Source organism: Streptomyces sp. NBC_01017, from assembly GCF_045162795.1.
Lineage (GTDB): Bacteria > Actinomycetota > Actinomycetes > Streptomycetales > Streptomycetaceae > Streptomyces > Streptomyces machairae.
Genome location: NZ_CP108683.1, coordinates 9136353 through 9149110 on the forward strand (window position 1 = coordinate 9136353; position 12758 = coordinate 9149110).

Sequence of the window (12758 nt, forward strand, 5' to 3'; positions counted from 1 at the left end):
CACACGACACACGGGAGTTGACACACCATGGCGGGCGAGGACAAGCTCCGCGACTACCTCAAGAAGGCCGTCGCCGATGCCCGTGAGGCACGCCGGCAGCTGCGGGACGTCGAGGACAGGCAGCGCGAGCCGATCGCGATCGTGGGCATGGCCTGCCGCTACCCCGGCGGCGTGTCCTCGCCCGACGACCTGTGGCGCCTCGTGGCCGACGGCACCGACGCCGTCGGCGGCTTCCCCGGCAACCGGGGCTGGGACGTGGACGGCCTCTACGACCCGGACCCCGACCGCACGGGCACCTCGTACACCCGCGAAGGCGGATTCCTCTACGACGCCGACCAGTTCGACCCGGCCTTCTTCGGAATGTCGCCGCGCGAGGCCATGGCGATCGACCCGCAGCAGCGGCTGCTCCTGGAGACGGCGTGGGAGGCCTTCGAGCACGCCGGCATCGACTCCACCGCCCTGCGCGGCTCGGACACGGGCGTGTTCACCGGCCAGATGTACAACGACTACGGCTCACGCCCCCACCTGCCCCCCGAGGACTTCGAGGGCTACCTGTACAGCGGCAGCGCCGGCAGCATCGCCGTCGGCCGGCTCTCCTACACCTACGGCTTCGAGGGCCCGGCGGTCTCCGTCGACACGGCCTGCTCATCCTCGCTGGTCGCCCTGCACCTGGCGGTGAACGCGCTGCGGGGCGGCGAGTGCTCGCTCGCCCTCGCCGGCGGCGTCACGGTGATGTCGACACCGGTGGCCTTCCTGGAGTTCTCCCGCCTGCGGGGCCTGTCTCCCGACGGCCGCTGCAAGTCCTTCGCGGCGGGGGCCGATGGTGTGGCCTGGTCGGAGGGTGTGGGTCTGCTGGTGATGGAGCGCCTGTCGGACGCGGTGCGCAACGGCCACCAGGTGCTGGCGGTCGTACGCGGCAGTGCGGTGAACCAGGACGGCGCATCGAACGGTCTGACGGCGCCGAACGGCCCGTCCCAGGAGCGCGTGATCCGGCAGGCGCTGGCCGCGGCCGGTCTGTCCGCCGCCGAGGTGGACGCGGTGGAGGCACACGGCACGGGCACGCGTCTCGGTGATCCGATCGAGGCACAGGCGCTGCTGGCGACGTACGGCCAGGACCGTGAACAGCCCCTGCTGTTGGGGTCGTTGAAGTCGAACATCGGGCATGCGCAGGCTGCTGCGGGTGTCGGCGGCGTGATCAAGATGGTGCAGGCGATGCGGCACGGAGTCCTGCCCCGGACGCTGCACGTGGACGAGCCTTCGCCGTTCGTGGAGTGGGACACGGGTGCGGTCGAGCTGCTGACGGAGGCCCGTGAGTGGCCGGCGCGTGAGGAAGCGCCGCGTCGAGCGGGCGTCTCCTCCTTCGGATTCGGCGGCACCAACGCACACGTGATCCTGGAGGAGGCCCCGGCCCTCCCACCCGCCGAGCCCACCGGCGGGCGTACCCTGCCCGCACTGCCGTGGCTCCTGTCCGCGCGCACCCCCCAGGCAATCACCGCCCAGGCCGAACGCCTGCACGCCTTCGCCTCGGCCCCAGGCGCCCCCGACACCCTGGACATCGCCTACTCCCTGGCCGCCACCCGCGCCGTTCTCCCGCACCGCGCCGCGGTCGTGGGCGCCGACGCCACCGAACTCCTCGACGGTCTCCGTCACCTGGCCCCGGTCGCCCCCTCCGGTGGTGGTCTGGCTGTGGTGTTTTCCGGTCAGGGTGCTCAACGGGTGGGGATGGGGCGTGAGTTGTATGGGGCGTTTCCGGTGTTTGCGGGGGCGTTGGATGAGGTGTGTGGGGTGTTGGATCCGTTGTTGGGCGGGTCGTTGAGGGAGGTGCTGTTCGCTACAGAAGGTTCGTTGCTTGGGCGGACGGGGTGGACGCAGCCGGGGTTGTTTGCGTTTGAGGTGGCGTTGTTCCGGTTGGTGGAGTCGTGGGGTGTGCGGCCTGATTTTGTGGTGGGTCATTCGGTGGGGGAGTTGGTTGCTGCGTATGTGGCGGGGGTGATGGGTCTGGGTGAGGCTGGGCGGTTGGTGGTGGCTCGTGCGGGGTTGATGCAGGGGTTGCCGGCGGGGGGTGTGATGGTCGCGGTGGAGGCTTCGGAGGGGGAGGTTCGGGCTGCGATCGGTGGTTGTGGTCGTGGTGATGGGGTGGGGGTTGCGGCGGTGAATGGGCCGTCGGCGGTGGTGGTGTCGGGTGCCGGGGATGCGGTGGGGGAGGTGCTGGGGGCGTTGCCGGGTCGGCGTGTGCGTCGGTTGGAGGTGTCGCATGCGTTTCATTCGCCGTTGATGGAGCCGATGTTGGAGGAGTTCCGTTCGGTGGCGAAGGAGGTGCGGTACGGGGCGCCTCGGTTGGGGGTGGTGTCGACGGTGACGGGTCGGGTGGCTGTGGGTGAGGATCTGCGGTCGGCGGACTACTGGGTGACCCAGGTACGCGAAGCGGTCCGCTACGCCGACGCCGTCACCACCCTGGAGTTCGAGGGCGTCACCACACTCCTGGAACTCGGCCCCGGCGGAGTCCTCGCCGCCCTGGCCGCCCAGGCCGTCCGTGACCCCGACGCCCTGACCGCCACGGTCGCCACCCGCGCGGGACGCCCCGAGCCGGAAACCCTGGTCGAAGCGCTCGGCACGCTTCATGCGCGAGGCGTGACCGTCGACTGGGAGGCGTTCTTCGCCGGCACCGGAGCCCGCCGGGTTCAGCTGCCGACGTACGCCTTCCACCACCAGCGGTACTGGCTCGACGAACGCGTGACCGGCAGCCATGACGCCGGTCCCGTCTCGCCGGCCACGCCCGAAGTCCCGGAGGAGGCACCCCGGATCGTGCCTTTGGCCGAGAGGCTGGCGCCGCTGAGCGAGGCACAGCGGGAGCAGTACCTCCTGACCCTCGTCACGGAACTGGTCGCGAAGGTGCTCAAGCACCCCGACACCTCGGCCGTCGTGCCGCACCGCCCGTTCCAGGAACTCGGCTTCGACTCCCTGACCGGCGTCGAACTGCGCAACCGGCTCGGCGCCGAGACCGGTCTCCCGCTGCCCGCAACCGTCGTCTTCGACCATCCGACCCCCGCCGCGCTCACGGCCTACGTACAGACGCGGGCCGCCGCACCCGGCCCCGGCAGCACGCCGGCCCGTACCGCGAACGAGGAACTGGACCGGCTGGAGGCCTCCGTCGACGCCCTGGCGGTGGCCGGCTCGCACCCCGACGAGACCCGCGTGGCGCTGTCCGAGCGCTTGCGGGCGCTGGCCGACCGCCTCGCGGGACCGGCCGACGCATCGTTCCCGTCCGCCGCCGAGGCCGGGGTCGCCGACCTCCAGGACGCGTCCGCGGACGAGATCTTCGACTTCATCGACACACAGCTCGGCCGGGCCGCGGACTGACGCCGCGCGTCCCGCCGCCCGCACCACCATCCCTTCAGGTACCGAGGAGAGACTGATTCCGCATGTCCGCTGACATGTCCCGTGCGCAGGAGCAGGCCCAGACCAAGGAACAGAAGCTCGTCGACTACCTGAAGTGGGTCACCGCCGACCTGCGGAAGGCGCGCGAGCGCATCGACACGCTCGAGTCGGCCGCCACCGAACCGGTCGCGATCGTGGGCATGGCCTGCCGCTTCCCGGGCGGCGTCGAGTCACCGGACGACCTGTGGCGCCTCGCCGCCGAAGGCAGGGACGCCATCAGCCCGTTCCCCACGGACCGCGGCTGGGACCTCGACGCCCTGTACAGCACGGACCGCGACGAGCCCGGCACGTCGTACACCCGGGATGCCGGATTCCTCGACGGAGCCGCCCTGTTCGACGCCGACTTCTTCGGCATCTCGCCCCGCGAGGCCCGCGCCATGGACCCGCAGCAGCGCGTTCTCCTGGAGACGGCGTGGGAGGCGTTCGAGGACGCTGGCATCGACCCCGCCACGCTGCGCGGCAGCCGTACAGCCGTGTTCGCCGGCGTGATCGAGCAGAGTTACCTCGGACTCGAAGGCCCGTCCGAGCTCGAGGGCCACCTCATGACCGGGAAGCTCAGCAGTGTCGCTTCCGGCCGAATCTCCTACACCTTCGGTCTCGAAGGTCCGGCCGTCTCGATCGACACCGCCTGCTCCTCGTCGCTGGTCGCCCTTCACCTCGCGGTGGAGTCGGTCCGCCGCGGGGAGTCCACCCTCGCGCTCGCCGGCGGAGCGACGATCACGGCGACGCCGGGTGGATTCGTCGACTTCTCACGCCAGGGCGGACTCGCCCCCGACGGGCGCATCAAGTCGTTCGCGGCCGCCGCCGACGGCACCTCCTGGTCGGAGGGTGTGGGTCTGCTGGTGGTGGAGCGGTTGTCGGACGCGGTGCGCAACGGGCATCGGGTGCTGGCGGTCGTACGGGGCAGTGCGGTGAACCAGGATGGTGCGTCGAACGGTCTGACGGCGCCCAACGGCCCGTCGCAGGAACGCGTCATTCGCCAGGCCCTTGAGAACGCCCGTCTCGGCCCGGCCGACGTGGACGCCGTGGAGGCACACGGTACGGGGACGCGGTTGGGTGATCCGATCGAGGCACAGGCATTGCTGGCGACCTACGGCCGGGACCGGGAGCGGCCGTTGTGGCTCGGCTCGCTGAAGTCCAACATCGGCCACACCGTCGCCGCGGCCGGCGTGGGCGGCGTGATCAAGATGGTGCAGGCGATGCGGCACGGAGTGCTGCCCAGGACCCTGCACGTCGACCGGCCCACGCCCATGGTCGACTGGACGTCCGGTGCGGTCGAGTTGCTGACCGAGGCCCGCGAGTGGCCCGCCCGGGCATCGGCCCCGCGCCGTGCCGCCGTCTCGGCGTTCGGCGTGAGCGGGACCAACGCCCACGTCATCCTGGAGGAGGCCCCGGCGGGGGAGGCGGCCCCGGCAGCGGAGGCCGCCGCCCCGGAGTCGCCGGACCGGACGCTCCCGGCCGTGTCCTGGCTCCTGTCCGCCCCGGACGAGGACGCCCTGCGCGCCCAGGCCCGGCGGCTGCACCAGCATGTCGCCGCCCACCCCGAGCAGTCCGCCACCGACCTCGCCTACTCCCTCGCGACCACACGCACCCTGCACGACCGCCGCGTCGTACTGACCGGAACCGGCCGCGACGAACTGGCCGATGCCCTGCACCACCTCGCCGCCGAACCGGGCGCCGCGCCCGCGAGCGTCGAGGCCCTGTCCCGCCCCGGTGGTCTGGCTGTGGTGTTTTCCGGTCAGGGTGCTCAACGGGCGGGGATGGGGCGTGAGTTGTATGGGGCGTTTCCGGTGTTTGCCGGGGCGTTGGATGAGGTGTGTGGGGTGTTGGATCCGTTGTTGGGCGGGTCGTTGAGGGAGGTGTTGTTCGCGTCGGAGGGTTCTGCTGGGGCGGGTTTGCTTGGGCGGACGGGGTGGACGCAGCCGGGGTTGTTTGCGTTTGAGGTGGCGTTGTTCCGGTTGGTGGAGTCGTGGGGTGTGCGGCCTGATTTTGTGGTGGGTCATTCGGTGGGGGAGTTGGTTGCTGCGTATGTGGCGGGGGTGATGGGTCTGGGTGAGGCTGGGCGGTTGGTGGTGGCTCGTGCGGGGTTGATGCAGGGGTTGCCGGCGGGGGGTGTGATGGTCGCGGTGGAGGCTTCGGAGGGGGAGGTTCGGGCTGCGATCGGTGGTTGTGGTCGTGGTGATGGGGTGGGGGTTGCGGCGGTGAATGGGCCGTCGGCGGTGGTGGTGTCGGGTGCCGGGGATGCGGTGGGGGAGGTGCTGGGGGCGTTGCCGGGTCGGCGTGTGCGTCGGTTGGAGGTGTCGCATGCGTTTCATTCGCCGTTGATGGAGCCGATGTTGGAGGAGTTCCGTTCGGTGGCGAAGGAGGTGCGGTACGGGGCGCCTCGGTTGGGGGTGGTGTCGACGGTGACGGGTCGGGTGGCTGTGGGTGAGGATCTGCGGTCGGCGGACTACTGGGTGACCCAGGTACGTGAACCGGTCCGTTACGCCGACGCCGTCACCACCCTGTACGAGCAAGGGGTGCGCACTGTCGTCGAGATCGGCCCCGGCGGCGTCCTCACCGCCCTTGCCCGGACCGTCCTCGCCGACCGGGACGACATCGCCGTACATGCTCTCCAGCGACCTGACAGGACCGAACCGTCAGCGCTGGTCGACGGCATCGGCACGCTTCATGCGCGAGGCGTGACCGTGGACTGGGAGGCGTTCTTCGCCGGCACCGGAGCCCGCCGGGTTCAGCTGCCGACGTATGCCTTCCGCCACCAGCGTTACTGGGCCGAGGCGCTCGTTGCCGGAAGCCGCGACGCCGGTGGCTTCGGGCTGGACAGCACCGATCATCCCCTCCTCGGCGCCGCGCTGTTCCCCGGCGACCGCGACGAGGCCCTGTTCACGGCCCGTCTGTCGGCCCGCACGAACCACCTACTCGCCGCGCACACCGTCGCAGGGGAAACCGTCGTGCCGAACACGGTCCTCGCCGAACTGGCCGTCCGGGCCGGAGACGAGACGGGCTGTACGGCGGTGGACGAACTCGTCGTCGACACGCCGCTGGTGCTCCCCCGCGACGGGGCCCTGCACCTCCAGGTCCGCGTCGGCGAACCGGACACCGCCGGCCGACGCGTCCTCACCGTCCACGCCAGGCCCGACGACGCCGACGCGTCCTGGACGCGCCATGCGCACGGACTCCTGAGCGAGGGTCCGCTCGTCCCCTCGGCGGACACCGAACCGGGCACGCCTTGGCCGCCGAGCGACGTTGAGCCACTCACGGGCGGGGAGTCGGTTGGGGGAGTCGAATCGGCCTCGGGTGTTGAGCCGGCCACGGGTGCCGAGTCGGCCTCGGGTGCCGAACCGGTCACCACCACAGTCCCGCGCACCGGCAGCGAATTGGACGGCATCGACGCCCCTGACGCCCCTGACGTCCCGTCCGCTCTGTACGACCGCTTCGCCGCCGCCGGTGTGCACTACGGGCCCGCCTACCGAGGCCTCACCCGGATGTGGCGGCGTGGCGGTGAGCTGTTCGCCGAGGTGGACCTGGCCTCCGACGCCGACCCACGCGACGAAGGGTTCGGCCTCCACCCGGCCCTGCTGGAGGCGGCTTTGCAGCCGCTGTACGCCACCGGATTGCCCGGCCTGCCGCCCGCTGCGACCCGCTGGCGCGGCCTGCGCCTGTACGCCACCGGCGCTGGCTCCCTGCGCGTCCACCTCGCCCCGCTCCCCGGCGCCGACGACACCTACGCGGTGCGCCTCACCGACCCGGCCGGACAGCCCGTCGCGGTGGCCGACGCCGTAACCGTCGGCCCCGTCCGCGCCGAAGCCTTGCGGGCCGCCCGCTCCCGGCACCGCGACGCGCTCCACCACGTGGAGTGGCTGCCCCGGCCTCTGCCCGCCGCCTCCCTGAACTGGCTGACCCTCGGCTCCTCCGCACACCCGGACGTCCAGGCCGTGTTCGCGGCCGCCACGGCCACCGGCGAGCCCATCGGGGCCGTACGCCTCGACCTGACCACCCCGGCAGGGCCGGCCGCAGAGGACGCCGTAAGGGACACCGTGGGCCTCGCCCTGTCCTGGGCCCGCCAGTGGCTCGCCCAGGAGACCCTGGCCACGACGCCGCTGGTCGTCGTGACCCGCGGCGCCGTGGCCGTCACCGGCGACGAGGGCGTCACCGACCCTGCCGCCGCGGCGGCCTGGGGCCTGCTGCGATCGGCCCAGTCGGAGACGCCGGGACGGATCGTCCTGGTGGACACGGACACGGACACGGACACGGACACGGACCTGGACCTGGACCTGGACCTGGACCCGGGCCTGGGCCTGGATGTGGATGTGGACACCTCCTCCGTCCCCGACGCGTTGTCCGCCGTGGTCGCCTCCGGCGAACCGCAAGCCGCGATCCGCGTGACCACCCCGGGCGGCGCGCCCCGAATCCACGTACCGCGCCTGCTGCGCACCCCGCTCCCGGAGCCCGCAACCGACGGCCCCCGCACGGTCTGGGACGCCGACGGCACCGTCCTGGTCACCGGCGGTACGGGATCGCTCGGCGCCCACTTCGCACGTCACCTGGTCACCCACCACGGCGTCCGCCACCTGCTGCTGGTCAGCAGGCGCGGCCCGGACGCCCCCGGCGCCACGGAACTGCGCTCCGAACTGCACGCCCTGGGCGCGTCCGTGACCGTGGCCGCCTGCGACGTGGCCGACCGCACCGCCCTGGCGCGCGTCCTGGCGTCGGTGCCGGCGGAGCACCCGCTGCGCGGTGTCGTCCACACCGCCGGTGTCCTCGACGACGGCGTCATCGGCTCGCAGACCCCGCAGCGGCTCGACGCCGTACTGCGGCCCAAGGCAGACGCGGCGTGGGCCCTGCACGAACTGACCCGGGACGCCGACCTGACGGCGTTCGTGCTGTTCTCGTCCGTGGCCGCCGCTGTCGGCGGCCCCGGCCAGTCCACCTACGCCGCGGCCAACGCCCACCTTGACGCCCTCGCCCAGCACCGCGCCGCGTCAGGGCTGCCCGCCACGTCCATCGCCTGGGGCCTGTGGGAGCAGGAGACCGGGCTGACGGGCGGTCTGACCGAGACGGACCTCAAGCGGATCGCCCGCAGCGGCTTCCGCACCGTCCCCCAGGAGCTGGGCACGGCCCTGTTCGACCTCGCTCTGGACACCGGCCGGCCGTACCTCGTGGCCACCCCCCTCGACATCCCGGCCCTGCGCCGCCAGCCGCAGGTGCCGGTGCTGCTGAGGTCGTTGGTGCGCGTGCCGGCCCGCGCCAAGGCGCGCGGAGCGGCCGACGCGGGGCCCGCGCTCACCGACCGCCTCGCCGGACTCGGCGAAGAGGAGCAACTCACGGTCGTCCTCGATGCCGTACTGGCCGAGATCGCCCGTGTCCTCGGCCGTACCGACCCCACCGGAACCGACCCCGAACGCCCGCTGCAGAGCAGCGGTTTCGACTCCCTCACCTCGGTCGAACTCCGTAACCGGCTCGCGACGCTCACGGGCCTGCGGCTGGCGGCCACCCTGGTCTTCGACCATCCGACCCCCCGGGCCCTGGCAGCACACCTGCGCATCGAACTCCTCGCGGCCCGGGACGCGCCCGAGCCGTCCGGGCCGGCCCTCGCCGTGGAATACGCCGCCGACCTCGATCTGCCCGCCGACATCCGCCCCGCGGACGAGGTGGTCCGTACCGTCACCGACCCGTCCGACATCCTGGTCACCGGCGCGAGCGGATTCCTCGGCGCGTTCCTGGTGCGCGATCTGATGCGCACCACGACCGCCCGCGTCCACTGCCTGGTGCGCGGCGCCGACGACGAGACGGCGTACCGGCGCCTGCGCTCCAGCCTGACCTGGTACCGCGTCTGGGACGACATCGACGAGAGCCGGCTGCGGGTCCGCGCCGGGGATCTGGCCGACGAGCGACTCGGCCTGACGGAGGAGGTGTTCGACGACCTCGCCCGTACCGTGGACGCGGTCTACCACGCGGGCGCCACCGTGCACTGGCTGCACCCCTACGAGGCACTGCGCGCCGCCAACGTCCACGGCACCGGGGAGATCCTGCGCCTGGCGGCCCGCCATCGCACGGTGCCGGTGCACTACATCTCCACGGTCGGTGTCTTCAACGGCCCGGTCACGCCCGGCGTTCCCCTGAAGGTGACCGACCCGACCGGCCCCGCCGAGGCGCTGCCCAGCGGCTACCTCCAGTCCAAGTGGGTCGCCGAACAACTCGTCGGCCTGGCCCGGGACCGGGGCCTGCCGGTGTCCGTGCACCGTGTCGACGTCATCTCCGGCGACACCCGCAACGGGGCCTGCCAGACCCGCGACTTCGTCTGGCTCAGCCTCAAGGGCCTCCTCCAGGCGCAGGCCGCGCCGGCCGGTGTCGACGGCCGCTTCCATCTGCTCCCCGTCGACTACGTCAGCGCCGCCATCGTGGGCATCTCGCAGTGCGAGCCGGCCGGCGGCACCTTCCACCTGTTCAACCGGAGCTCGCTCAGTCTCGCGGACTGCGTGTCGTACCTGCGCGAACTCGGGTACCGCCTCGACGAGACGGACCGTGAGCGGTGGAGCGCAGCGGTGCGGTCCGACCGGGACAACGCCTTGCTTCCGCTGCTGCACGCCTTCGAGATGATGACGTCCGACACCGACGGCTTCTACCCGCCCATCGACACGACCGAGACCGAGGCGGCCCTCGTCGGCACGCACATCACCTGCCCGCCGCTGACCCGCGAACTCTTCGCCAGGTACGTGGAGTTCTTCGTCCAGGAAGGTCACTTCCCGCCCGCCCCGTGACCGGTGGGTCCGCCGATCGGACACCTCCGGCCGGCCGCCCGGCTGCTCCCCGCGAGCAGCCGGGCGGTCTGTCCCGTTTCCTCGACCTTCCGTCCGCTCCCCTCCGCTCCCCTCCCCTCCGCTCCCCTCCCCTCCCCTCCGCTTCCCTCCCCGCACCCTCTCCCTTTCCACGTCCGCGAATCCGAGGTACCGCCATGGGCGCTGCACAGGTGCGTTCGTTCTCCGAGATCGAGGCCGCCTTCGTCGAGTACGTCCAGCAGACTGTCTACTGCACGATGATCACCGTCGACCGTCACAACCGCCCCCGCGCCCGCATCGTCCAGCCCGTCTGGGAGACCGCCGATGGGCGCCCCGTCGGCTGGCTGGCCGTCTTCCGGACCCCGATCAAGGCCGCCCACCTGGCGAACAACCCCCACACGACCTACGCGTACTGGCACCCCCGCCAGGACGCGGTGTTCATCGACAGCGTCTCGGCCTGGGTACACGACCGTGCCACCAAGCTGCGCGCCTGGAACCTGTACCACCGCAACAGCCCCCCGGGCGTCGGCTACGACCCACACCTCTACTGGAGCACCGGCCCCGACAGCCCCGACTACCACCTGCTGCGCATCGACCCCTGGCGCGTCCAGGTCCTACGCGGCTCGGACCTGAGCAGCCGGATCTGGGCGGTGGACGAGGGGGCTGAGGGAACGAAGGGCGCCTGACAAGGGCGCGAAGACAAGTCCTGCTGTGCGATCAGGCTTCGACCGGATCCGCAGGCCCTCCCATGCGGCCGGCGTGGCGGCCCTCCTCGCCGCCGACGACTCCCGCCGGATCACCGGCCGGTACCGGGAGCCCGGCCGGTATCCGCTCCGGGACTCCGCCCGCGAACACGTCGTACAGCGGCAGGGTCTCCAGATGGACGTAGCCGATGTGACAGTCGCAGACGGCCAGCGGGCAGGCGCGGCGACGAAGCGCCTGCCGGCAGGAGCCGTCGAAGAGGCCCTGCTGGTCAGCGGAGGGTTTCCCGAACTCCATGTGGCTGGTGCGGTGTTACTGGACCAGCAGGGAACCGAGCTGCAGGAACACGTGCTCCCACTGTTGCGTTCGGCCGCCTCCGCGAGATCCCCGAGGGCACGCTCAAGCACCAGCTGCTCGCAAGAAGCGCCCCTCGCCTTGTCGCCCCATTTGTCGCTCCGTTCGAGCACGTATACCCGGCCCTAATGCTCACTGTGCTGCTGGCGCATCACGTCGAGCATCGCTGCCAGCTCGCTCAAGGCATCCGATGCGCGTGCAGGACGTACTCAGGAGCGCTTCCAGAGCGCCGCCGGCAACGTCCTCAACCACCGCCACATCCGCCGGGTAGCGGCGCCGGCTGTCGTCAACCAGGAGTAGCCCTGGAACCCGAACTCCAAGACGGTCCAGCCTCCGCTGAGCGGCCAGAAAGGGGACCAGCCCGGAGGCGGGAGCGAACGGGTGGGCCCCGTCGACGCCTTCCGTAGCCGGCCAGAAGTTCTCGCCCTCGGCCCAGCTGTAAAACCGCTGTCGAGGGGCACATCGACACGATCGAAAGCGTGTCAGCCACGGAGCCGGCACAACGACCGGACGGACGTGTGACTCCGCGCTGGAAAGGCTCGGCGCGAGGGCCTGATCAGCGTCGCAGCATGCGGCGCCACGGCCCGAGGGCAGAGGCCGCGGGGCTCCGGTGCCCAGTCACGCCCTCGGCGATGAGGGAGATGCCGATGCCCAGCAACCAGACGTCCTTGGCCAGCGCGGTGCCCAGCTCAGTGGGGCGCAGACCGCCTTCCTGACGCATGCCCGGCGTACGCAGGTACAGCCCGAGAGTGCCGCAGGCGAATGCGGTGAGCGCAGTCCCGGCCACGGCGGCAGGGATGACGGGCAGGAGCAGCGCGGCGCCGATGGCGATCTCCTCGGTGGAGAGCTGCCGGGTGAACGTCCGAGCGTCGAGCTTGCCCAGGAAGGGGTAGGTGCCGATGGCGAGCTGGTGGAGTTGCTCAGCGGTGGCCTGGTCCGCGTCGCGTTTCGACAGTCCGGAGTTGAGAAAGAACGCACCGGCGGTGAGCCTGAGCGGCATTTGCCGCGCTGCCGAACGCCAAGCCGAACCGGATGCCATACCGAGCCTCCTGACCCTCACCCCCGCCTCCCACCATGCCACTGGCCCGAACCGTGTCAAACGGGACTAGCTGCTGCCTGTGGCCCGTGTCGACATGGCGGACCTCCGGTACCGATCCCGGCAGAGTCGGCGTGCGGGCGTCCCGGGACGCCCGCACGCTCGGCTCTCACCGAGCCCTGGTCGGACCGTAGGGGCCTCCAACCCAGCCATCGATCGAATGTCTGCACGAATTCCGGGTGATTCCGGGTGATTCCGGGTGATGGTGGATGCCTCGGTCCAGCGCGCTGCGGAGCGCGGCACGGCGGCGCTCGCGCTGACCGACCCGGTGCCCCGATGTCGCACGGGCAGCTGCTCGTGCGATGGCGGGAGCCGGCCGGGGCGGGCTGCGGATGGGGGTGGGCTGCGGACGGGGGCGGGCTGCGGACGGGGGCGGTGTGGCTCGGACG

General features: G+C 71.7%; 3 protein-coding genes and 2 pseudogenes. 3 read left to right on the top strand and 2 right to left on the bottom strand.

From position 1 onward, the window contains the following. Window positions 1–54: 54 nt before the first annotated feature. The 3 genes and pseudogenes from OG331_RS41910 to OG331_RS41920 all read left to right on the top strand — a co-directional run. Window positions 55–3360, top strand: a pseudogene (locus OG331_RS41910) (type I polyketide synthase); the annotation flags it as partial. A 62-nt stretch (window positions 3361–3422) separates the two neighbouring features. Continuing rightward, window positions 3423–10199: a type I polyketide synthase gene (locus OG331_RS41915; protein ID WP_406206892.1), complete on the top strand. Its 6777-nt coding sequence runs from the start codon at window positions 3423–3425 to the stop codon at window positions 10197–10199. Window positions 10200–10393: 194 nt separating this feature from the next. Continuing rightward, entirely contained in the window at window positions 10394–10903 is a 510-nt protein-coding gene (locus OG331_RS41920) for a pyridoxamine 5'-phosphate oxidase family protein (protein ID WP_406206895.1), read from the top strand. Between the two features lie 31 nt (window positions 10904–10934). On the opposite strand, the pseudogene OG331_RS41925 reads toward OG331_RS41920, so the two are convergent. Both OG331_RS41925 and OG331_RS41930 read right to left on the bottom strand, forming a co-directional pair. After that, window positions 10935–11180 (bottom strand): annotated as a pseudogene (locus OG331_RS41925) (radical SAM protein); the annotation flags it as partial. Window positions 11181–11829: 649 nt separating this feature from the next. Further along, window positions 11830–12312 carry a hypothetical protein gene (locus OG331_RS41930; RefSeq protein ID WP_406206897.1) on the bottom strand — a complete coding sequence of 161 codons (483 nt, stop codon included), beginning with the start codon at window positions 12310–12312 and terminating at the stop codon, window positions 11830–11832. Window positions 12313–12758 lie beyond the last annotated feature (446 nt).

Coding starts and splice junctions, on each gene's coding strand:
- OG331_RS41915 (WP_406206892.1), top strand. CDS start 3,423: ATGTCCGCTGACATGTCCCGTGCGCAGGAGCAGGCCCAGACCAAGGAA.
- OG331_RS41920 (WP_406206895.1), top strand. CDS start 10,394: ATGGGCGCTGCACAGGTGCGTTCGTTCTCCGAGATCGAGGCCGCCTTC.
- OG331_RS41930 (WP_406206897.1), bottom strand. CDS start 12,312: ATGGCATCCGGTTCGGCTTGGCGTTCGGCAGCGCGGCAAATGCCGCTC.